The 23,145-nt window shown below is 71.7% G+C and carries 16 protein-coding genes; 11 read left to right on the top strand and 5 right to left on the bottom strand.

The features are described 5' to 3' along the window. Positions 1-12 precede the first annotated feature (12 nt). The 5 genes from KK097_RS00290 to KK097_RS00270 all read left to right on the top strand — a co-directional run bounded on the left by KK097_RS00290 (position 13) and on the right by KK097_RS00270 (position 9,882). Entirely contained in the window at positions 13-2,463 is a 2,451-nt protein-coding gene (locus KK097_RS00290) for an ATP-dependent helicase (protein ID WP_214543330.1), read from the top strand. Between the two features lie 99 nt (positions 2,464-2,562). Next, positions 2,563-4,509: a LamG-like jellyroll fold domain-containing protein gene (locus KK097_RS00285; protein WP_214543329.1), complete on the top strand. Its 1,947-nt coding sequence runs from the start codon at positions 2,563-2,565 to the stop codon at positions 4,507-4,509. A gap of 116 nt (positions 4,510-4,625) precedes the next feature. Further along, the gene (locus KK097_RS00280) at positions 4,626-6,050 is read left to right on the top strand and encodes a pyridoxal phosphate-dependent decarboxylase family protein (protein ID WP_214543328.1); all 1,425 of its coding nucleotides are present in this window, start codon (positions 4,626-4,628) and stop codon (positions 6,048-6,050) included. Next, positions 6,047-7,480 carry a lysine N(6)-hydroxylase/L-ornithine N(5)-oxygenase family protein gene (locus tag KK097_RS00275; RefSeq protein ID WP_214543327.1) on the top strand — a complete coding sequence of 478 codons (1,434 nt, stop codon included), beginning with the start codon at positions 6,047-6,049 and terminating at the stop codon, positions 7,478-7,480. The genes KK097_RS00280 and KK097_RS00275 overlap by 4 nt, the downstream gene beginning before the upstream one ends. Further along, on the top strand, positions 7,477-9,882 hold the full coding sequence (locus tag KK097_RS00270; RefSeq protein ID WP_214543326.1) for a GNAT family N-acetyltransferase: 2,406 nt from the start codon (positions 7,477-7,479) through the stop codon (positions 9,880-9,882). Before KK097_RS00275 ends, KK097_RS00270 begins: the two co-directional genes overlap by 4 nt. A 29-nt stretch (positions 9,883-9,911) precedes the next feature. Here KK097_RS00270 and KK097_RS00265 read toward each other — a convergent pair whose 3' ends face one another. The 5 genes from KK097_RS00265 to KK097_RS00245 form a co-directional block, all read right to left on the bottom strand. Beyond that, positions 9,912-10,550 carry a pyridoxine/pyridoxamine 5'-phosphate oxidase gene (locus tag KK097_RS00265; protein ID WP_214529350.1) on the bottom strand — a complete coding sequence of 213 codons (639 nt, stop codon included), beginning with the start codon at positions 10,548-10,550 and terminating at the stop codon, positions 9,912-9,914. 64 nt (positions 10,551-10,614) lie between these two features. Further along, the gene (locus KK097_RS00260) at positions 10,615-11,448 is read right to left on the bottom strand and encodes an oxygenase MpaB family protein (protein ID WP_214543325.1); all 834 of its coding nucleotides are present in this window, start codon (positions 11,446-11,448) and stop codon (positions 10,615-10,617) included. Then, positions 11,445-11,810, bottom strand: coding sequence for a hypothetical protein (locus KK097_RS00255; RefSeq protein ID WP_214529346.1), 366 nt, complete (start codon positions 11,808-11,810; stop codon positions 11,445-11,447). The genes KK097_RS00260 and KK097_RS00255 overlap by 4 nt, the downstream gene beginning before the upstream one ends. Before the next feature lie 50 nt (positions 11,811-11,860). Next, positions 11,861-12,160: a hypothetical protein gene (locus tag KK097_RS00250; RefSeq protein ID WP_214529345.1), complete on the bottom strand. Its 300-nt coding sequence runs from the start codon at positions 12,158-12,160 to the stop codon at positions 11,861-11,863. Between the two features lie 230 nt (positions 12,161-12,390). Next, positions 12,391-14,022, bottom strand: a complete 1,632-nt coding sequence (locus KK097_RS00245; protein WP_214543324.1) for a RecQ family ATP-dependent DNA helicase — start codon at positions 14,020-14,022, stop codon at positions 12,391-12,393. A gap of 220 nt (positions 14,023-14,242) precedes the next feature. On the opposite strand from KK097_RS00245, the gene sucC reads away from it, so the two are divergent. The 6 genes from sucC to KK097_RS00215 all read left to right on the top strand — a co-directional run bounded on the left by sucC (position 14,243) and on the right by KK097_RS00215 (position 23,130). Further along, on the top strand, positions 14,243-15,412 hold the full coding sequence (gene sucC, locus KK097_RS00240) for an ADP-forming succinate--CoA ligase subunit beta (RefSeq protein ID WP_214543323.1): 1,170 nt from the start codon (positions 14,243-14,245) through the stop codon (positions 15,410-15,412). 11 nt (positions 15,413-15,423) lie between these two features. Then, a complete protein-coding gene (sucD, locus tag KK097_RS00235) occupies positions 15,424-16,311 on the top strand; it encodes a succinate--CoA ligase subunit alpha (protein WP_214543322.1) in 888 nt (295 codons plus the stop codon). Between the two features lie 141 nt (positions 16,312-16,452). Further along, positions 16,453-18,492 carry a cell division protein PerM gene (locus tag KK097_RS00230; RefSeq protein WP_214543321.1) on the top strand — a complete coding sequence of 680 codons (2,040 nt, stop codon included), beginning with the start codon at positions 16,453-16,455 and terminating at the stop codon, positions 18,490-18,492. Between the two features lie 41 nt (positions 18,493-18,533). After that, entirely contained in the window at positions 18,534-19,127 is a 594-nt protein-coding gene (gene purN / locus KK097_RS00225) for a phosphoribosylglycinamide formyltransferase (RefSeq protein ID WP_071404669.1), read from the top strand. Continuing rightward, positions 19,124-20,758, top strand: coding sequence for a bifunctional phosphoribosylaminoimidazolecarboxamide formyltransferase/IMP cyclohydrolase (purH, locus tag KK097_RS00220; RefSeq protein WP_214543320.1), 1,635 nt, complete (start codon positions 19,124-19,126; stop codon positions 20,756-20,758). The genes purN and purH overlap by 4 nt, the downstream gene beginning before the upstream one ends. Positions 20,759-21,321: 563 nt before the next feature. After that, on the top strand, positions 21,322-23,130 hold the full coding sequence (locus tag KK097_RS00215; RefSeq protein ID WP_214543319.1) for an ABC transporter ATP-binding protein: 1,809 nt from the start codon (positions 21,322-21,324) through the stop codon (positions 23,128-23,130). The last annotated feature ends 15 nt before the right edge of the window (positions 23,131-23,145 follow it).

Genomic DNA, 23,145 nt, shown 5'->3' with positions numbered 1-23,145 from the left:
ACTGTTGCGGACATGACGATCGTGCTCGACCCCTTCGAATCGACGCCCGAGCCGGGCGCCGGTGCCCGCGCGTACGAAGACCCGTTCACCGCGGGTCTGAACCCCCAGCAGAAGGAAGCCGTCGAGTACCGCGGCGAGTCCCTGCTGATCGTGGCCGGCGCCGGTTCCGGCAAGACGAGCGTGCTCACCCGCCGCATCGCGCTGCTGCTCGCCAACCGCGAAGCCTGGCCCTCGCAGATCCTGGCGATCACGTTCACGAACAAGGCCGCGGCCGAGATGCGCGAGCGCGTCCGGGCCCTGGTCGGTGGTGAGGCCGAGGGGATGTGGATCTCGACGTTCCACTCGGCGTGCGTGCGGATCCTCCGTCGTGAAGCCGAGCGGTTCGGGTTCCCGCAGTCGTTCACGATCTACGACTCCGCCGACTCCAAGGCGCTGCTGAAGCGGATCATCAAGGAGCTCGAAGCCGACTCCCTCGGGCTGACCGTCGGTGCCGCGGCGTCGAAGATCTCGAAGCTCAAGAACGAGCTGCAGGACATCGACACCTACGCGCGCAACATCAACGTGAACGACCCGCAAGAAGTCATGTTCACCGAGGTGTTCCGGCGCTACACGAACGAGCTCCGCCGGGCGAACGCGTTCGACTTCGACGACCTCATCGGCCAGACGGTGTTCCTGTTCCGGGCCTTCCCGGACGTCGCCGCGCTGTACCAGCGGCGTTTCCGGTACATCCTGGTCGACGAGTACCAGGACACGAACCACGCCCAGTACGCCCTGATCCGCGAGCTCACCCGCCCGGTGCCGGTCGAACAGGTCGACAAGCTCGAGGACTCCGGCCAGCACGTCGCCCGGATGCGCGAGACCGACGGTTCCATCGCCCCCGCGTCCCTGACCGTGGTCGGCGACTCCGACCAGTCCATCTACGCGTTCCGCGGGGCGGACATCCGCAACATCGTCGAGTTCGAGCGCGACTTCCCGAACTCCAAGACGATCCTGCTCGAGCAGAACTACCGGTCCACGCAGAACATCCTCGACGCCGCGAACGCCGTCATCGCGAACAACTTCGACCGCCAGGCGAAGAGCCTGTTCACGGACGTCGGCGCCGGCGAGAAGATCATCGGCTTCACCGGGTACACCGGCCACGACGAGGCCCAGTTCGTCGCCGACGAGATCCAGCGCCTGCGCGAAGACGGCATGGACTACCGCGACATGGCGGTGTTCTACCGGACGAACTCGCAGACCCGTGCGCTGGAAGAGATCTTCATCCGCGCGGCGATCCCGTACCGGGTGCTCGGCGGCACCAAGTTCTACGAGCGAGCCGAGATCAAGGACGCGATGGCGTACCTGATCACCGTCGCCAACCCGGCCGACCCGATGTCGCTGCGGCGCATCCTCAACGTCCCGAAGCGCGGCATCGGCGCGGTCACCGAGACCACGCTGCAGCGCTACGCCGACGAGCACGAGACGACGATGCGCGACGCCCTGCGGCACGCGGGCGAGCTCGGGTTCGGGCCGAAGGTGCGGAACGCCATCACGGAGTTCGCCGCCCTGCTCGACTCGGTGTCCGAGAAGGCCCAGACCCAGCCGGTGGTCGACACCCTGACGCAGCTGCTCGACGGCTCCGGGCTGCTCGACAACCTGCGGAAGTCGCCCGACGCGCAGGACGCCGCTCGCGCCGACAACATCGACGAGCTCGTGGCCGTCACGCGGGAGTTCCAGAAGAACAACCCCGAGGGCACCCTGTCGGACTTCCTGACCGAGGTGTCGCTGGTCGCCGCGGCGGACGAGCTCGACGACTCCTCGGGCACGGTGTCGCTGATGACCCTGCACACCGCGAAGGGCCTGGAGTACGACGCGGTGTTCCTGACCGGCGTCGAGGAAGACCTGCTCCCGCACCGGATGTCCGCCAACGAACCCGGTGGTCCGTCCGAAGAGCGCCGGCTGTTCTACGTGGGCATCACCCGCGCCAAGAAGGTCCTGTTCCTGTCGCTCGCGATGACCCGCGCCCAGTTCGGCGACGTGAACGTGGCGATGCCCTCGCGCTTCCTGCAGGAGATCCCCGAGGGGCTCATCGAGTGGAAGCAGTCCCCGGGCATGGCCAACAGCCGCGGTGGCACGCAGCCCCGAGCCCTGAACGCCAAGCGTGACGGCGGCTTCAACGGTGGCGGTGGCGGCGGCGGTGGCTACCGCGGTGGTGGCGGCTGGGGCGGCGGCTCGTACGACCGTGCAGCGGCGGCCTCGAAGACCCGCCCGAAGACCGAGTGGGCGAACCGGGTGTCCGGGCAGGTGCGCGACAACGGCGACATGGAACTCGTCGCCGGCGACCGCATCAAGCACGTCGACTTCGGCGAGGGCACGGTGTCCGCGGTGACGGGTCAGGGTGCCAAGCGGATCGCCGAGATCGCGTTCGACTCGGCGGGCCGCAAGAAGCTCCTCATCAAGATCGCCCCGATCGAGAAGCTGTAGGAGTCCTCACCGGTCCACACCGAACTGGGGGGATCGGGCGATCTGGTGTTCACGGGGCCGACCCGGGGCGTTCCCCCACGGTCCGTACGGTGCCGAGCTGTGCAGAACACTCCTGGAGACCGCGATCGTACCCCCGTCTCCCGCCGCGGCTTCCTGGTCGGTTCCGGCCTGGCCGGTGCCGCGGGCCTCATGGCGTCGAACGGACTCGGCAGCGACCCGGCCGTGGCAGACGCGCTGACCGCGGCACCCGCCGTCGCCCCGGCGGCGCTCGGTGGACCAGCCGTGACGGCCCAGGCAGCGGTGACACGAGGACACACCGGTCGGTGGCACCCGGACACGGCCTCGCCGCGCTTCACCGTCGCGGTGATGCCGGACACGCAGTACATGTTCGACGGGGCCGCGGTCGACCCGGCGCCGATGCGCGCCTCGCTCGAGTACGTCGTCCGCGAGCAGGCCCGGCACAACACGGTGTTCCTCGTCCACCTCGGTGACCTGACCCAGAACGGTGCGGCCTCCGAGATGCGTGCGTCCGGTGCGGTCTTCGACGTGCTCGACCGTGCCGGAGCGCCCTACAGCGTGCTCGCCGGCAACCACGACGTCGACTCGTCGACGGACGACCAGCGCGGTGGCACCCCGTACCTCGACGTGTTCGGCCCGCAGCGGTTTCGGAGGGCCCCGGGCTGGATCGGTTCGAGCCTCGACGGCTACAACACCGCCCACCGGTTCACCGCGGCCGGCCGCGAGTGGGTCGTCCTGGCGCTCGACTGGCGGACGAGCGCGAGCGGGCTCGCCTGGGCCAGCTCCGTGCTCGCAGCCCGGCCGCACGCCCCGGTCATCCTCACGACGCACGCCCTCGTCGACTCGGACGCCGCCGGTGGGGCGGCGTTCGACCCCTACGGTCAGCAGCTCTGGGACTCCTTCATCACGAAGCACGACCAGGTGTTCCTGACGCTCAACGGGCACTACTGGGGGCCGGGTCGCACGACGGCGAAGAACGCCGTGGGACACGACGTCGCCCTGCACCTGACCAACTACCAGAACCGCTACTACGGCGGGGCGGCCATGATCCGGCTGTACCACGTCGACCTCGAACGGAACGTCATCGACGTCGAGACGCTGTCGCCCTTCCTGCTCGCCGGCGGGCTCGGCGAGGCGAACGAGCTCGCGGCCCAAGAGACCGCGCTCAGCGGCGACGTCGACCGCTTCACCATGGCGGTGGACTTCGACGCGCGCTTCGCGGGGTTCGCGCCGGTCGCACCACGGGCCTCCCGGCCGGCGGCACGCATGGTGGTGCCGGGGACGCTGGCGTACTGGCGGTTCGACGGCAACCCGGACGGGGCGGCGCTCGCGCCGACGACGCGGGTGCGCGACCAGAGCGGACGGGGGAACGACCTGGTGGTCGCGCGCCGGACCGGTGCCGTCGCGGGGGCGTTGCGCTGGACGGCGGCGCACCACCCCGACCAGCCGGGCGCCGGCGGCCTCGCACTGCAGGGCGGCAAGACCGGTGGGGACCACCTGCAGACCGTCGACACGGCTCCGCTCAACCGGACCCGGTTCCCCCACGGCTACACGGTCGAGGCGTTCTTCGCGCTGCCGACCACGTTCGACCCGAGCGCGAACGGGTTCAGCGCCCTGCTGTCGCAGTACTCGAGCGCCGGCCAGGTGGGGAAGGCGACCGGAGCCGACGGCGACCCGGACGAACCCGCCGTGACCCTGAGCCTGTCGGGGGACCGTGAACTGCAGTGGTGCGTGTACCCGGCGAGCCAGGACGGATCGCTGACGAACTGGGGCCACGAACTGCCACTCGGAGCCTGGTGGCACGTGGCCGTGGTGAACGACGGGACGCACACCGTGCTGTACGTCGACGGGTGCCCGGTCGTGCGGAACCCGTCCACCCCGAACCGCGGTCTGAGCACCGTCGGCAAGCCGTGGCTGCTCGGTGGGTACCGGTACGGCGGCAAGCTCGACAACGTGTTCGTCGGGTCGATCGGTGACGTGCGCATCGTCGGCCGGGCCCTGCAGCCGAGCGAGTTCATGAACGCCTGACGCCCCGGGCGGACGCCTGACCGCCCCGGCAGACAAGCGTCTGACACGCCCGGCCGGTCGGAACGGCCCTCGTTCGGGTGGCACGATCGCGCTTTGTGAGGTTAGCCTTACCTAACGTGACACCTCCCATCGAACTCCTGACCACCGCCACCGCCGAGCGCTACCGCTCCGCCGTGACGTCCACGGTGGACCGTCTGGCCGACCGCTTCGCCGCCGCCGACCGTCCGACGACCGACACCGCTCCCGAGGTTCTCCGGGCCCGGGTGCAGGACGTCGACCTCGACGCCGAACCCCTCGGGACGGACCTCGCACTCGCCGAACTCGACGAGCTGTTCGTCCGCGAGGCCGTCTGGTTCCACGACCCGGCGTACCTCGCGCACCTGAACTGCCCGGTCGCGCTGCCCGCGGTCGCCGCCGAGTCGGTCCTGGCCGCCGTGAACCCGTCGGTCGACACCTGGGACCAGTCCCGCATCGGCACCGAGATCGAGCGGCACGTCGTCGCCTGGCTCGCCGGTCGGATCGGGTTCGCCGCGGGAGACGGCATCTTCACCTCGGGCGGCTCGCAGTCGAATCTGCAGGCCCTGCTGCTGGCGCGCGAGGCCCTCGGCAGCAGCGGCACCGTGTTCACGACCGCGGAGACCCACTTCAGCATCGCGAAGTCGGCGCGGCTGCTCGGGCTCGAGGCCGTGGTCGCCGTCGCCACCGACCACGCCGGCCGGATGGTGCCCGCCGCCCTCGCCGAGGCGATCGCCGCCGCCCGCGCAGCCGGACAGACGCCGATGGCCGTCGTCGCCACCGCCGGCACCACCGACCGCGGGGTCATCGACCCGCTCGAACCGATCGCGGACGTCTGTGATCTGGAGGATGTCTGGCTGCACGTCGACGCCGCGTACGGCTGCGGTCTGCTCGTGTCCCCGACCCGCCGGCACCTGCTCGACGGCGTCGAACGGGCCAGGAGCGTGACCGCCGACCTGCACAAGTCGTTCTTCCAGCCGGTGTCGTCGAGCGCCCTGCTCGTCCAGCGCCCGGAGGACCTGCGCCGCACCGCCTGGTACGCCGACTACCTGAACCCCGAGGACGCCGCCGAGCCGAACCAGGTCGACAAGTCCCTGCAGACCACCCGCCGGTTCGACGCCCTGAAGCTCTGGGCCACCCTGCGCGCGACCGGGGCCGACGCGATCGGGGCCGCGTTCGACGCCGTCATCGACCTCGCCGCGGCCACCCACCGGATCGTCGACGAGCACCCCGACCTGGTGCTCGTCGCGCCGACGCAGCTCAGCACGGTGCTGTTCCGCTGGCAGCCCGCGGGCATGACGGACGCCGACGCCGACGCGCTGGTCGCCCCGATCCGCTCGGCCCTGCTCGCCGAGGGCCGGGTCCTCATCGCCAAGACGGTCATCGACGGCCGCCCGTGCAACAAGCTCACGCTGCTCAACCCGGAGACGACCCCCGCGCAGATGCGCACATCGCTGGAGCACGTCGTCGCGACGGCCGAGCGCGTCCGAGCGACCACCACCACGACCGAGGGAGCGACCCGATGACCGCCGACCGCACCGCCGACAGCGCAGGCGCCGACCGCACCGCCGATCCCGCCGCCACCGTCCACGACGTCGTCGGGATCGGCATCGGCCCGTTCAACCTCGGCCTCGCCTGCCTGACCGACCCGATCGCCGACCTCGACGCGGTGTTCCTCGACGCCGCCGACGGCTTCGCCTGGCACCACGGCATGATGCTCGACGACGCCACGATCCAGGTGCCGTTCCTCGCCGACCTGGTGACGATGGCCGACCCGACCTCGCCGTTCTCGTTCCTCGCCTGGCTCAAGGAGACCGGGCGGCTGTACCCGTTCTACATCCGCGAGGACTTCCACCCCCTGCGCAGCGAGTACGACGCCTACTGCCGCTGGGCAGCCGACCGGCTCGACACCCTGCGGTGGGGCCGCCGGGTGACCGCCGTCGAGCACGACCCGGTCACCGACACGTTCACGGTGCACGCCGAGACCGATCAGGGTCCCGAGACGTACCGCGCACACCACGTCGTCGTGGGCATCGGCACCGAGCCGTCCGTCCCCGCCCCGCTGCGCGGGATCGGCGGACCGGCGATCCACTCCGCCGAGTTCCTGCCGAACCGCGACGCCCTGCGCGACGCCGGGTCCATCGCCGTCGTCGGCAGCGGGCAGTCCGCCGCCGAGGTCTACCGCGAACTGCTCGAGGACATCCGCCAGGACGGCTACCGCCTCGACTGGATCACGCGCTCGCCCCGGTTCTTCCCGATGGAGGACACCAAGCTCACCCTCGAGATGACGAGCCCGGAGTACACGGACCACTTCCACGGGTTGCCCGAAGCCGTCCGTGACCGCCTCGGGCGGGAGCAGCGCGGCCTGTACAAGGGCATCAGCGCCGACCTGGTCGACGACCTGTACGACCAGCTCTACCGGATCAGCGCGCGCGGCCCGGTCCCGACGACGCTCCGGACCGAGACGAGCGTCGTCGACGCCGCCTGGCTCGCCGACCGCGGTACCTACCGGCTGACGCTCCGCCACGAGCAGCTCGACCAGACGTACGAGCACGAGGTCGAGCAGCTGGTGCTCGCCACCGGGTACACCCCGCGGGTGCCGCGGTTCCTCGACCCGGTCGAGCACCTCGTCGCCCGCGACTCCCGCGGTCGCCTGGCCGTCGCCCGCGACCACCACGTCGACACCCTGGGCGGACGCATCTGGGTGCAGAACGCCGAGGAGCACACGCACGGCCTGACCGCGCCCGACCTCGGCATGGGTGCGTGGCGGAACGCGTCGATCATCCGGTCCGTCACGGGTCGCCCCGTGTACGGCCTGGAGGCCCGGATCGCCTTCCAGGAGTTCGGCCTGCCCGCCTCGGGGCAGTCAACAGCAGCGCCGTCCACCGCCCACCCCGGCGCCGCGGAGCGGGCACCGGCCCGGCCAACGGCCGAGCGCGCGGAGGTGTCCGCATGAGCACGACCGTGACCACCACGGCGCCGGACGCGACCGCGCCTGGAGGAGCCGAGCCGGGCCTCCTGACCGTCGAACCCGTGGACCCGGAACGCGACGCCGCCGTCGTGCAGTCGTGGCTCGCCCACCCGGCGTCGTCGTGGTGGGAGATGGGCGACCTCGACGTGGACGGCGTCCGCACCTACCTGGCCGGCGTGCGGGCAGACCCGGCGCAGGCAGCGTGGCTCGGCCGCCGGAACGGCGAACCGTGCTTCCTGGCGGAGACCTACGACCCCTCCGCCGTCCTGCTCACCGACGTGTGGGCCGCCGAACCCGGCGACGTCGGCATGCACCTGCTCGTCGCGCCGGCGCCGACCGAGGGCCGCGTGTCCGGGCTGACGAGCGCCGTGATGCGCGCGGTCGTCGAACACTGCCGCGACGTCCTGGGCGCGCGGAGGGTCGTCGTCGAACCGGACGTGCGGAACACCGCCGTGCAGGCGAAGAACGCCGAGGTCGGGTTCCGCGCGCTCCGTCAGGTGGACGTCGACGGCAAGCGGGCACTGCTGTCGGTGCTCGACACCGGTCGCATCGGCGTGCCCGACGATGACGGGCCCGCCGCACACCTGCGGCCCGAGCACCTGGAACCCGCCGAACGACACCTCGTCGCGAAGGCGATCGCGGAGTTCACCCACGAACGGCTGATCGCTCCCGTGCCCGACGGGGACGGGTGGCGGCTCGCCGCGGGGGAGTCGACCTACCGGTTCCGGGCGCGGCAGCACCTGCTCGAGCACTGGTCGATGGACGAGGGCTCGCTGACGCGGACGCGTGCGGGGGTGCCGGCGCCGCTCAGCGCGCAAGAGCTCGTGCTCGAGCTGGGCGCGGTGCTCGGGATCCCCGACGAGTTGCTCGGCACGTACCTGGAGGAGATCGCGTCGACGCTGGCGAGTGCCGCGGCGAAGCACCGGCGGGGCGGGCCGTCGGCCGAGCAGCTGGCGTGGGGGCGGGGCGGGGCCCGTTCGTCCGGTTCGGCTGGTTCGTCCGGTTCGGCCGGTTCGTCCGTCGAGGACGTCGTCGCGTCGTTCCAGGACGTCGAGGCGGCGATGACCGAGGGGCACCCGGCCTTCGTCGCCGCCAACGGTCGGATCGGGTTCGGACTCGACGAGTACCGGGCGTTCGCGCCCGAGTCCGGCGGCCGGTTCCGGTACCGGTGGCTCGCCGCCCGACGCGAGCACACGCACCTGGCGCTCGCCGCGGACCGGACCGAGCAGGCGCACTGGGAGTCCGAGCTGTCGGCGGCGGTCGTGGCCGGGTTCCGCGCCACGCTGGAGCGTCGCGGGCTCGACCCCGACGACTACGTGTGGCTGCCCGTGCACCCGTGGCAATGGCAGCACCGGATCGCCGTGACCTTCGCACCCGACCTCGGGCGGCAGGACCTGGTCGACCTGGGCGAGGGACCCGACGAGTACCAGCCGCAGCAGTCCATCCGCACCGCGTTCAACCGCACCGAGCCGTCACGCTCGTACGTGAAGACGGCGCTCGCCGTGCAGAACATGGGGTTCCTGCGGGGGATGTCCCCCGCGTACATGCGGAACACCCCGGCGGTGAACGACTGGGTCGAGTCGATCGTCGCCGCCGACCCGACGCTCGCGTCCGTCGGGTTCTCGGTGCTCCGGGAGCACGCCGCCATCGGCTACACCGGGGACGCCTACCACCGGGTCGACGTGTCCTCGCCGCAGCGCAAGATGCTCGCGGCCCTGTGGCGGGAGAGCCCGCTGCCGCGGGTGACGGACGGCGAGCGACTGCTGACGATGGCGGCGCTGCTGCACCGGGACGCCTCGGGGAACGCCGTGGTCTCGGCGCTGATCGAGGCCTCCGGTCTGCCCGCCGACGTCTGGGTCCGGCGCTGGCTCGACGCCTACCTGCTGCCCGTCGTGCACTGCCTGACCGTGCACGACCTGGTGTTCATGCCGCACGGCGAGAACCTGGTGCTCGTCGTGCGCGACGGTGTCGTGGTCCGCGCCGTGATGAAGGACATCGGCGAAGAGGCCGCGGTGCTCGGTCGGCACGACGACCGCCCGGTACCCGCCGACATCGACCGGATCGTGCACCCGGTGTCCGACGACGAGGCCGCGCTCGCGGTGTTCACCGACGTGTTCGACGGGGTGCTGCGGTTCGTCGCCGCGATCCTCGACGACGACGGGGTGCTGCCGGAGTCCCGCTTCTGGCAGGTCGTGGGGGAGTGCATCGACGCCCACGCCGCCGCACACCCCGACCGTCGTCGTCCCCTGGACCTGCGGGTGCCGACGTTCGAGCACTCGTGCCTGAACCGGTTGCAGCTGCGGAACACCCTGTCGATGGTGGACCTGGCAGACCAGTCGGCGTCGCTCATCCGGGCGGGGGCGATGGCGAACCCGATCGGGCGGTAGGCGGGCGTCGGGCACCGGCAGGTGCGGGGCTACGGCTGGAGGCGGGTGGCCGTCCAGGCTCCCTCGGCGAGGGCGTACTGCAGCCGTCGGTGCATCCGGTCACGGCTGCCGTGCCAGAACTCCACGATGTCGGGCTCGAGACGCCAGGCGACCCACCGTGCCGGGCGGGGGACGTCGTCGCCGGACTCGTCGAGCAGGTCGTTCGCGTCGTCGATCAGGTCCTGCAAGGTCCGCGGTTCGAGCACGGCCGACTGATCGGCGATGGCCGTCGCGGCGCGTGACTTCGGGGAGCGGTCGGCGAACAGGGCGTCGGACTCGGCGTCCGACAGCCGGACGACGTGGCCCTCGAACCGGAGCTGCTGCATCGTCTCGCGCCAGTACGCCTGCAGGGCCGCGTGCGGGTTCTCGGCGAGCTGCCGGCCCTTCGGACTGTCCTCCGACGTGCCGAAGACCAGTCCGTCCGCCTCGATGCGCTTCACGTCGACGGTGCGAGCGGACACGCGGCCGTCGGCACCGGCCGTGGCGAGGGTCATCGACAACGGCTCGGAGACCTCCCGGTCCTCCGCTGCGGTCAGCCACTCGCGAGCGAGGTCGAGCGGAGACGCCGGCGGGCTGTCGAACTCGGGCAGGTGCAGGGAGTCGTCACCGGAGAGCGGAGCAGAGGACATGGACCCACCCAACCGTGCGCAGGTCGTCGACGCCCAGGAAGTCCGGTGTCCGCGCCGAGGCGGGTCACACCGCGTACCGCCGAGCGGTCCGCCGCATCGCCCGCAGCAGCAGCACCCCCGGCACCCGCAGCAGCACCCCCGGCACCAGTGCCCGCACCCTGGCCACCACCCGGACGGTGCGCCGGAAACGCCGTTCCTCCCGCGGCCCCCACGCGAAGCCGTACGCCGTGCGCACCCGCTCCGGCAGCATCCCCACCGTCACGATGCGCACCAGGGGCATCACCGACCGCACCCACAGCGGCGCGAACCGCGGGTGCAGCAGGTCACGGACGACCCCACGGGCGTCGTCGGTGACCTCGAGCCCGTCCAGCGTCTGCTGCCAGTACCGGTCGAACGCCGCCACCGAGGCCGGCCAGCGCTCCGCCGGCACCCGCAGCGCGGTCGCGATCGGGGCGTAGGCCGCGAGCACCTGTGCGGCGCGGTCCGCGGAGACGCGTGTGCCGAACAGGTCGTGCGCCTGCCGGGCCGAGTCGAACAGGGTCGCGGCCACCCAGAGCTGCCGGTCGACGTCGTCGGCGCCGGCGACGGGCCGGTGCGCACGGTTGACGAAGCCCGCTGCGGTCGCCGAGTCGGATTCCGTGCCGACGACGACGGCGTAGATGAACATCAGGGTGTGGGCGAGCCGCTGCTGGGGGCGCCGGGCGAAGTCCGAGTGCCGCCGGACACCGGCCGCGACGACCGGGTCGGCGATCTGCAGCAGGATGGCGCGGCCGCCCGCGGCCACGGGCGTGCTGTCGGCGAGGAAGCGACGCAGGCGACGGTCGTGGACGCGCCCAGCAGGCGGACGGGAGGCACGGCGCGGGTCGTGTGCCGCGCCTCCAGGCCGTGGGGTGGTCACGCCGCACCCCGTCGGCGTCGCGCCCGCAGGACGGGCCACAGGTCCACGGCGATCGCCGCGAGGAGCGCGACTGCGCCCAGAACCAGGGCGACCAGTGCGTACGAGGCATCGACCGGTGCGTCACCGGTCAGGGCGAGGAGCGTCGCGACGAGCCAGATCGCCGGGAGCGGCCAGAGGCGGGTCGGCGAGCCGGTGACGACGGCTCCGATGACGCCGACGACCAGGAGCGGGACCCAGCGGCCACCGGGCTCGGAGCGGGCGGCGAGGTGTGCCGAGGCCGCGACCAGGAGCATCGCCGCGACCGCCAGCAGGCGCGCTGCCGAGGGCATGCTGCGGACGCTGGCGCGGACTCGTCGGAACACGGCCCGATGCTACCGAGCCGTGTTCCGGATGAGCCTGGTCGCGGGGAGGGTCAGAGCGGCTTCGTGCCGAGGTCGTTGCCCAGGTCGGCGCGGTCCTCGTCCTGCTCGTTCTCGTGCTCCCACAGGTCGGGCGAGCCCTCGCGCGGGGAACCGCCGGTCGGACCGTCGTCGGTGCCGTCACCGGGCTGCGGCTCCACCGTCTCGCCGGCGACCGCGTCGTTCGTCACCGTCTCGAGGGACTCCTCGGCCTCGTCCACCTCGTACGGGCCGACGTGCTCACGGTCGATGTCGTCGTCACGACGCTGGTGGGCGTCGAAGCCGTCGACGGGGCTGATGCCGGGGTCACTCATGGTGGTTCCTTTCCGTAGCGGGCTTCCTGCCTACCCGTCGGTGCTTGGCGACTGTCCGGTTTCGTGTCGTGTTCACCCGGGCGTCACCTCCCGGTCACACCGCCCCGGCAGCATCGCCGATGCTCGGGGGAGTGGAGCGCGGTCGCCGACGGGTGGTCGAGCGACCGCGCCTTCCCCGCCCGGGCCGGCTGCGCCGGTGCGCTGGCCGGCGCGCTTCGTCCGCGCCGCGGTCAGACGCGTTCGAGCAGGTCGCGCTGCTCGACGTCGGCGAGTGCCAGGGTGCGGTACCCGGCGGACTCGAAGAACACGGTGATGCGGTCTTCCTCGGTGCTCATCACCACGCCCGTGCCCCACTCGGCGTGCTCGACCCGGGCGTCCGGCGGCCAGGCGTCGTCGTTCGCGCCGTCGGCCACGTGGGTGGAGGCGTCGTGGGCGGTGCCGGAGGAACAGGTGTCGCAGTTGCCGCACGGTTCCGGCAGCTCGTCGCCGAAGTAGCCGAGCAGGAACTGCCGTCGGCACCCGTTCGTCTCGGCGAGCTGCCGCATCATCGCGATGCGGGACTCCTCGACCCGTTCCCGCTCGGCCGCTCGGTCGGCGGTGGCGCGCGCCGCGTGGTCCGCGTCCTGCGGGCCGTCCGGCACCCGGGCGACACCGTCGACGTCGTCCCGCAGCGCGCCGGCGTCGAGCAGGGCGTTGAGGGCACGACCGGCGGTCCGGGCGGACAGACCAGACGCCTGCACGAGGGCGGACCGCGCGATGGAGCCGGTCGCCGGGACCGCGTCGAACACGGCCCGGACCGATGCCGGTCGTGGCGATCCGGAGGCGAAGAAGGTGCGCAGGCCGAAGTCCTCGGCGCGGTAGTGCAGGGTGGCGCCGGCCGGTTCGGCATCCCGCCCGGCCCGCCCGATCTCCTGGTAGTAGGCGTCGATCGACTCGGGGACGTCGGCGTGCACGACGTTCCGGACGTCGGGTTTGTCGATGCCCATGCCGAACGCACTCGTCGCGACCACCACGTCGACGTCGCCGTCGAGGAACCCGGTGTGCACGGCCTCGCGCTCCGCCACCCGCATGCCGGCGTGGTACGGCTGGGCCCGGCGACCGCGGGCTGCGAGGGCGTCGGCGTACTCGGTCGTCGCCGCGCGGGTGGCGACGTAGACGACCGTGGGTCCGTCGAGCTCGGCGACCTGGTCGACCACGGCCCGGCGCTTCTCGGTGTCCTCGGCGTGCCGGACCACCTCGAGCCGGATGCCGGGACGGTCGAACCCCGAGGCGAGCACGAACGGGTCGCGCATGCCGAGCCGCTCGACGATGTCGTCCCGCACCGGAGCGGAGCCCGTCGCGGTCAGGGCGAGCACCGGCGGGCGGCCGAGACGCTCCGTGACCTCGCCGAGCGCCAGGTAGTCCGGTCGGAAGTCGTGGCCCCAGGACGAGATGCAGTGGGCCTCGTCGACGGCGACCAGCGCGACCCCGGCGTCGCGGAGCCGCTCGAGCACGTCGTCCTTCACGAGCTGCTCGGGCGCCAGGAACACGTAGCCGGCTGCACCCCCGGCGACGGCGTCCCACGCATCGGCGACGTCCCGTGCCTTCTTCGTGGCGTTCAGGGCGACGGCGCGGGGTGCGTCCGGATGGTGCTCGAGCCCGACCACCTGGTCCTCCTGCAGCGCGACGAGTGGGGAGACGACCACGACGAGGCCGTCCAGCCCGAGGCCGGCGACCTGGTAGATGGCGGACTTGCCCGATCCGGTCGGCATGACGGCGAGGGCGTCGCGGCCGTCCAGCACGGCGTCGATGACGGATTCCTGGTCGGGACGGAGCTCCCAGCCGAAGACCTCGGTGGCGCGGGTACGGAGTGCAGGCTTCACCGATCCACCGTGCCGAGCAGATCCTGGAACCCTTCGCGGCGATGCGCGCAACGGCTGATGCGGCTTCCGGCGCCCGGTTGCACCAGCCTGCACCGGCCGTCCACCGAGCAGCGCTAGGCTGCGTGGCGGCCGTTGTCTCGACATCGAGCGACCCTCGATGTGGAGAGCGCGACCGGGAAACCGATGCCGATCGCACGAACCGTGCGGGAAGAAGAACAGCGTGGATCTTTTCGAGTATCAGGCCAGGGACCTCTTCGAGTCCTACGGCGTCCCCGTGTTGCAGGGGATCATCGCCGACACCCCCGAGCAGGCGAAGGCGGCGGCCGAGAAGATCGGTGGCGTCGTGGTCGTCAAGGCGCAGGTGAAGGTCGGCGGTCGCGGCAAGGCCGGTGGCGTCAAGGTCGCGAAGACCCCGGACGAGGCGTTCGAGCACGCGCAGGCCATCCTCGGCCTCGACATCAAGGGCCACACGGTCCAGCGCGTCATGGTCGCCCAGGGCGCCGACATCGCCGAGGAGTTCTACTTCTCCGTGCTGCTCGACCGCGCGAACCGCTCCTACCTCTCGCTCACCAGCGTCGAGGGCGGCATGGAGATCGAGCAGCTCGCCGTCGAGAAGCCCGAGGCGCTCGCCCGCGTCGAGGTCGACCCGCTGACGGGCATCGACAAGGCAGCCGCGCTCGAGATCGCCACGCAGGCGAACTTCCCGGAGTCGCTCCGCGATCAGGTCGCCGACGTCTTCGTGAAGCTCTACGACGTCTACAAGGGCGAGGACGCGACCCTCGTCGAGGTGAACCCGCTCGTCCGCACCGGCGACGGCCAGATCCTGGCACTCGACGGCAAGGTCTCGCTCGACGAGAACGCCGACTTCCGGCACGAGGGCCACAAGCAGCTCGAGGACACCGCCAGCGAGGACCCGCTCGAGGCCAAGGCGAAGGCCCACGGGCTGAACTACGTCAAGCTCGACGGCCAGGTCGGCGTCATCGGCAACGGCGCGGGGCTCGTCATGTCGACGCTCGACGTCGTCGCCTACGCCGGTGAGCGCCACGGCGGCGTGAAGCCCGCCAACTTCCTCGACATCGGCGGCGGTGCTTCGGCCGAGGTGATGGCCAACGGCCTCGACGTCATCCTCGGTGACCCGCAGGTGAAGAGCGTCTTCGTGAACGTCTTCGGCGGCATCACCGCCTGCGACGCCGTCGCGAACGGCATCGTCGCCGCGCTCGGCATCCTCGGCGACGCGGCCACCAAGCCGCTCGTCGTGCGCCTCGACGGCAACAACGTGGAAGAGGGTCGCCGGATCCTGGCGGAGGCAGCGCACCCGCTCATCACCGTCGCCGCGACCATGGACGATGCGGCCGAGAAGGCCGCCGAACTCGCCGCCGCAGCGGCCTGAAGGGACTGACCATGTCGATCTTCCTCAACAAGGACTCCAAGGTCATCGTCCAGGGCATCACCGGTGGCGAGGGCACGAAGCACACCGCCCTGATGCTCAAGGCCGGTACGAACGTCGTCGGCGGTGTCAACGCCCGCAAGGCCGGCACCACCGTCACCCACGGCGACGTGTCGCTGCCGGTCTTCGGCACCGTCCGCGAGGCCATCGACACCACCGGTGCCGACGTCTCGATCGTCTTCGTCCCGCCGGCCTTCGCGAAGGACGCCGTGCTCGAGGCCATCGACGCCGAGATCCCGCTCGTCGTCGTCATCACCGAGGGCATCCCCGTGCAGGACTCGGCCGAGTTCTGGGCGCACGCCAAGGCGAAGGGCGGCGCGACCCGGATCATCGGCCCGAACTGCCCCGGCATCATCACCCCGGGGGAGTCGCTCGTCGGCATCACCCCGGCGACGATCACCGGCAAGGGCCCGATCGGACTCGTCTCGAAGTCCGGCACCCTGACCTACCAGATGATGTACGAGCTCCGTGACCTGGGCTTCTCGACCGCCATCGGCATCGGCGGCGACCCGGTCATCGGCACGACGCACATCGACGCGCTCGCCGCGTTCGAGGCCGACCCGGAGACCGAGGCCATCGTGATGATCGGTGAGATCGGTGGCGACGCGGAAGAGCGTGCCGCCGAGTTCATCAAGGCGCACGTCACCAAGCCCGTCGTCGGTTACGTCGCGGGCTTCACCGCTCCCGAGGGCAAGACGATGGGCCACGCCGGCGCGATCGTGTCCGGTTCGGCCGGCACGGCCGAGGCGAAGAAGCAGGCGCTCGAGGCCGCCGGGGTCAAGGTCGGCAAGACGCCGTCCGAGACCGCCGCGCTGCTGCGCGAGGTCGTCGCCGCTCGCTAGCGGTTCGTCCGTCCCGCAAAACACCGGTGTTCGTCGATTGAACCGCGTCCTGCGCGTGTTCGTCCTGCGAACACCGGTGTTTTGCGTCGGCAGCCGCGCGGCTCCAGGGTGCCCGCGCGAGGGGCACGTATCCTCGCTGCGATGAACCGCCTGGGAACCGCTCTGCTCGCCGCGATCGAGGCGGTCGTGACGGTCGGCGTCGGCATCGGGATCGCCCTCGTGCCCCTGACGCTGCTCTGGGGGTTCGAGTACGGCCTGCAGGTCGACTGGGACGTCTTCTGGAAGGCCACCGGCAGCGTCTGGCTCGTCGGCCACGGCGTCGACGTCTCGTTCCTGCTCGGGTCCGCCCTGGCGAAGAGCACCGGGGTCAGCGGCGCCGCCGATCCCATCCACGTGACCCTCGCCGCGCTCGGGTTCGCGGTCGTCACCGCCTGGCTCGGTGCCCGCGCCGGTCGTCGGTTCGCGGAGACCGAGCACCGCACCACCGGGCTCCTGGTCGGCACCGCGGTCGTCGCGGTCCTCGGCCTGGCCGTCGCCCTGTCGTCGACGTCCGCCGCCACCCGCCCGACCATCTGGCAGGCCGTGGTGCTGCCAGCACTCTGGTTCGGGATCCCGGCACTCGTGACCTCCGAGGTCTGCCGGCGTCGCCGCGGCATGCCGGCCGACGCCGGGACCCAGCGGGTCATCGACCTGCTCGACCGCGTCCCGGCGGTCTGGCGTGCCGTCGCCACGTTCGGTCTGCGCGCCGGGACCGCCGCGACCGCCGTGGTCGTCGGGGTCGCCGCGGTGCTGGTCGGCCTGCTCCTCTTCACCTCGTTCGCCGAGGTCATCACCCTCTACGAGCAGTCGCACGCCGGCGTCATCGGCGGGATCGCGCTCACCGTCGGGCAGCTCGCGTTCCTGCCGGACTTCGTCGGGTGGGCGACCTCGTGGCTGATCGGCCCCGGTTTCGCGATCGGCACCGGGTCGAGCGTGTCCCCGATCGCGACAACCCTGGGCCCCATCCCCGGTCTGCCGGTCTTCGGCGCGCTGCCGACCTCGGGGCACACCTTCGGGCTCGTCTGGATCCTCGTGCCGGTCATCGCCGGGTTCGCGGTCGGCGGGTCGATGCGGCCGCGGCTGGTGCGGGCACTGGGCGCTGCCGACTCCGCGCTGCACCGGGCGCTCGGTGGCGTCGCGGCAGGACTCGTCGCGGGCGTGCTCACCGGGCTGATCGCCTGGGTGTCGTCCGGCTCGTTCGGCCCCGGGCGCCTGTCCGACGTCGGCCCGAACGCCCTCGCGGTCGGTGGGTTCGCCGCGCTCGAGGTCGGCCTGCCGGCGATCATCGCCCTCGCCGCGGGCAGCGACCTCGTCCGGCTGCCGGACCGCGGCTGGACGCGCGAGCGGTGGACCGAGGTCGACGACGACGACACGGCGCGCGACGGGGTCGACGTCGGCGAGGGGTCCCTGCTCGCCGCACTCGACCAGGCCGGGGCCGGGCGCACCACCGACGTGCACCGCTTCGTGGTCGAGGAGTCCCACGACGGGTCAACCGCTGCACGATCCCGCGCAGCGACCGAGCACGTGACCGAGCCGATCGGCACCGAGCCGGTCACCGACGAGCCCGCCGAAGCGGACCCGGCACCCGAACGGCCCGCACCCACACCCCCGTCCGTCGCACCGCGCGCTGGCGACATCGAGCACGACGTCGAACTCCCCGACTGGGCGAAGACCGACGCCGTGGCTTCCGAACGCCTGGCCGCCGAGCCCGGGCCGCCGCGCCGGAGTGCCGGGCGTGCGGCGCTCGGTGGTCTCCGCGACCGTCTCGCGGGCGCTGCCGACGGCATCCGCGGCCGGGCTGGCGAGCTCCGCGACCGCGTGACGGGGTCCGACGCCGAACCGCAGCAGCTCAGCCCCGAGCGACCCAGCTCCGAGCGGCCCGCAGCGCCCGCCCCGGCAGCTGCACCCACCCCGGTGCCCACCGACGCCCAGCCCGCGTTCCCGTGGAGCACCGAGGAGTTCGTCGCCGGCCGCGACGACGTGGACGTGACGGCCGAGGCGGACCACGTGGACGTCGCGCCCGACACCCGAGCGTCCGCCTCGAAGCCGGCGGAGCCGTCCCGCCTGGCGAAGTGGGACGTCACCGACCAGATCCCCGAGGACGAGCTGCCCTGGTGGCGGCAGCCGAAGGACGACCGGTAACAGCGCCCGTCGGGTCCGTGCCTGCCGGTAGGGTTGGTGCCGTGCTCGAACTGGTCGTCCTGATCTCCGGTACCGGGTCGAACCTCCGAGCCCTGCTCGAAGCGACCTTCGACGCCGAGTACCCCGCCCGTGTCGTCGCCATCGGTGCCGACCGTGACGCCGAGGGCCTCGGCCTGGGCGAGGAGTTCTCGATCCCGACCTTCACGGTGCCGTTCACCCGCTACGACTCGCGCGCCGAGTGGGGCCAGGCCCTGGCGGAGCAGATCCGCCCGTGGTCGCCCGACCTGCTCGTGCTCTCCGGCCTCATGCGCCTGCTGCCCCCGGCCGTGGTGTCCGAGTTCGCCCCGGGGATCATCAACACCCACCCGGCCTACCTGCCCGAGTTCCCCGGTGCCCACGGCGTGCGGGACGCCCTCGCCGCCGGCGTCACCGAGACCGGTGCGAGCGTGATCGCGGTCGACGACGGCGTCGACACGGGCCCGATCCTCGCCCAGGAACGCATCCCGGTGCTGCCGGGCGACACCGAGTCGACGCTGCACGACCGCATCAAGCCGGTCGAGCGCCGCCTGCTCATCCAGACCATCCTCGACATCGCCAACGGCACCACCGACCTGAAGGGCACCCCGAGCGCATGAGCGTGCACGCAGCCGACCCCAGCCTCTACCGCGACCGTGACGTGGTCCCGGTCCGCCGTGCACTGATCTCGGTGAGCGACAAGTCCGGCCTGCTCGAGCTCGCCGGCGCCCTGGCCGACTCCGGGGTCGAGATCGTGTCGACCGGCTCCACCGCGCAGACCATCCGCGACGCCGGGTACGCCGTGACTGACGTCGCGAGCGTCACCGGGTTCCCCGAGTCGCTCGACGGCCGGGTGAAGACCCTGCACCCGTCGGTGCACGCCGGCCTGCTCGCCGACCTGCGGCTCGAGTCGCACGAGCAGCAGCTCGCCGACCTCGACATCGCGCCGTTCGAGCTCGTCGTCGTGAACCTCTACCCGTTCGTCGAGACCGTGGCGTCGGGTGCCGACACCGCGACCGTGGTCGAGAACGTCGACATCGGCGGCCCGGCGATGGTCCGTGCGTCGGCGAAGAACCACCCGAACGTGGCGATCGTCGTGTCCCCGGCGTCCTACCCCGAGGTCGTCGAGGCCGTGCGTGCCGGCGGCACCACGCTCGAGCTCCGGAAGCGCCTCGCCGCCCAGGCCTTCGCGCACACCGCCGCCTACGACACCGCGGTGGCGTCCTACTTCGCGAGCGACGTCGTCACCGCCGCCGCAGCCCCGACGACCGCCGGCGACATCCGGACCCCGGGTACCTTCGACGAACACCTGTCCTTCGGTGCCGAGCTGTCGGCGACCCTGCGCTACGGCGAGAACGCGCACCAGGCCGCGGCGCTCTACACGTCGACGGACGGCACCGGCATCGCCCAGGCGACGCAGCTGCACGGCAAGGAGATGTCGTACAACAACTACGTCGACGCCGACGCAGCGGTCCGTGCGGCCTTCGACTTCGACGAGCCCGCCGTCGCGATCATCAAGCACGCCAACCCGTGCGGCATCGCGATCGCCCCGTCCGACGCCGCCGACCCCATCGCCTCGGCCCACGCCGCAGCACACGCCTGCGATCCGCTCTCGGCGTTCGGCGGTGTCATCGCCGCGAACCGCCCGGTCACCGTGGCCATGGCCGAGACCGTGAAGGACATCTTCACCGAGGTGGTCGTCGCCCCCGGGTTCGACCCCGAGGCCCTCGAGATCCTGTCGCGCAAGAAGAACATCCGCCTGCTCACGCTGCCGGCCGACTTCGCGCTCGCCGACCGCGAGGTCAAGCAGATCTCCGGCGGGTTCCTGGTGCAGGACGCCGACCGCTTCACCGGCTTCGACCAGGCCACGTGGACCCTGGTCGCCGGCGAGCCCGCGGACGAGCAGACCCTCGCCGACCTGGCCTTCGCGTGGCGTGCGAGCCGTTCGGTGAAGTCGAACGCGATCCTGCTGGCGAACCGGGGCGCGAGCGTCGGCGTCGGCATGGGCCAGGTCAACCGGGTCGACTCGTGCCACCTCGCCGTGAACCGTGCGGGTGACCGTGCGACCGGCAGCGTCGCGGCGTCGGACGCGTTCTTCCCGTTCGCCGACGGCCTGCAGGTGCTGCTCGACGCCGGTGTCCGTGCGGTGGCGCAGCCCGGTGGCAGCGTCCGCGACGACGAGGTCATCGCCGCGGCGAAGGCCGCCGGCGTCACGATGTACTTCACGAGCGAGCGCCATTTCTTCCACTGATGTGAACAATCGGTGGCGAACCATTGCGCGCCGTGAGTCACTGTGAATAGTCTGTAAGGCTCCGCGGCAGGCAGCCGACGATCCCTCGGGACCGGCGGCACCGCGGACACAACGGTGACGAAGACGACGACTGGAGTGACGATGGACAACATGACCGGAACCGTGGCGACGGCCGCCCGTGCAGGTCTCGTGTCCGTCGTGGGGACCGCTCCCGCACGGCGATCCCCGATCGCACCGCGACCCCGCGTCGCGGCCGCCGTCGAGTCGGGCCGTTCCCACGGCCCCGCGGCGTAGCACCACCGGCGTCCGCGAACCACCCGCCTGAACCCGGGGGACGATTGTCCCTCGGTGCCTCCGGCCCGACCGACGTCACGCGAGTGACGGCGGAGACGCGACCACGCGCCCGGCCGATGATCACCACGCAACGCCACACCGAGCCTCCAGGCCGAAGCCGCGCGACGCAAGCAAGCAAGCAGCAAGCAGCAAGCAAGCAGCAAGCAAGCAGCGAGCACGCACCGCGCAGCGCGACCCGGGGACCCGGCAGACGCATGAGGACGCAACGCATGTCCAAGTCGCCCACCACGGCGCGCCCGTCCACCTTCCGTGCGATCGCGCGGATCTACCCCTACGTGAAGCCCTACAAGGGGCGCCTCATCGGCGGCATGGCCGCAGCGATGGGAGCCTCCCTCGTGGCGCTCGCAATCCCCTACGTGCTGCAGTGGCTCGTCGACGGTCCGCTGTCGTCGCGCGACTCCTCACAGATCTGGCCCGCCGGGCTCGGGGTACTCGCCCTCGGTGCGCTCGAGGCGTTCTTCATCGCCTCGCGCCGCCGCCTGGTGATGCGTCCCTCGACCCGCATCGAGACGAGCATGCGCAACTCGCTCTACGCGAAGCTGCAGGACCTGCCGGTCGCGTTCCACGACCGCTGGGAGTCCGGGCAGCTGCTGTCCCGTTCCGTGTCGGACCTGTCCCTGATCCGCCGCTGGCTGGCGTTCGGTGTCGTCCTGCTCGTGGTCAACGCCGTGACGATCGTCGTCGGTTTCGTCGTGCTCTTCACCTTCGGGTGGATGCTCGGCCTGATCTTCCTGATCGCCTCGATCCCGCTGTGGATCAACGGCCTGCTGTTCGAGCGCCGGTACTCCGCCGTCGCCCGCCGCAGCCAGGACCAGGTCGGTGACCTCGCCACGAGCGTCGAGCAGTCCGTGCACGGCATCCGCGTGCTCAAGGCCTTCGGTCGTGGCGGCGCGAAGCTCGAGGAGTTCAGCGAGCAGGCCGAGGCCCTGCGCGGCACCGAGATCAAGAAGGCGAAGGCCATCGCGGGCATCTGGCTGTGGTTGCTGCTCGTGCCGGACGTCGCGTTCGCCCTCTGCCTGCTGGCGGGCATCTACCTGGCATCGCAGGGGCAGCTCACCGTCGGCCAGTTGTTCGCGTTCTTCGCGACGGCGACGGTGCTGCGGTTCCCGATCGAGTCGATCGGGTTCCTGCTCTCGATGACGTTCGACACCCGCACCGCGGTCGACCGCTTCTTCGAGGTGATGGACTCCGAGAACACGATCACGGACCCGGAACACCCGAAGACGATCGCCCAGCCGCACGGCGCCCTGTCGTTCAACGGCGTGCACTTCCGCTACCAGGACTCCGCACCGCAGTATCCGGACCTGATCAACGGCGTCGAACTGCAGCTGCAGCCGGGCGAGACCATGGCGCTCGTCGGGCTCACCGGCTGCGGCAAGACGACGCTGCTCTCGCTCGTCCCGCGCCTGTACGACGTGACCGGTGGTTCGGTGACGATCGACGGGGTCGACATCCGTGAGCTCACCCGTGAGGAGCTGCGCCGCCACGTCGGTGTCGCCTTCGAGGACGCCACCCTGTTCTCGTCGACGGTGCGCGAGAACGTGTTGCTGGGTCGGCCGGACGTCCACGGTGACGAGGCCGAGGCGCTGATGCGCGAGGCGCTCGACATCGCGCAGGCGTCCTTCGTGGACGACCTGCCCGACGGCGTCGACACCCGGGTCGGTGAAGAGGGGCTGTCGCTGTCCGGTGGGCAGCGCCAGCGCCTGGCGCTCGCCCGTGCGATCGCAGCACGACCGTCGGTCCTGGTGCTCGACGACCCGCTGTCGGCCCTCGACGTCGACACCGAGGCGCGGGTCGAGGCGGGCCTCCGCCGCGTGCTCGCCGAGACCACGTCGCTCATCGTGGCGCACCGTCCGTCGACGGTGACGCTGGCCGACCGGGTCGCCCTGATGGAGAACGGCGTCGTCACGGCCGTCGGGACCCACCACGACCTGATGGCCACCAACGAGCACTACCGCTACGTCATCTCGTCGCTCGACGACGACGACCAGACCGCACGACAGGAGGCGATGGCATGAGCCAGCAGACCGACC

The organism is Curtobacterium flaccumfaciens (assembly GCF_018598405.1).
Lineage (GTDB): Bacteria > Actinomycetota > Actinomycetes > Actinomycetales > Microbacteriaceae > Curtobacterium > Curtobacterium aurantiacum.
Note: the sequence above shows the minus strand (reverse complement) of the source record. Positions and strands in the feature narration are given on the sequence as shown.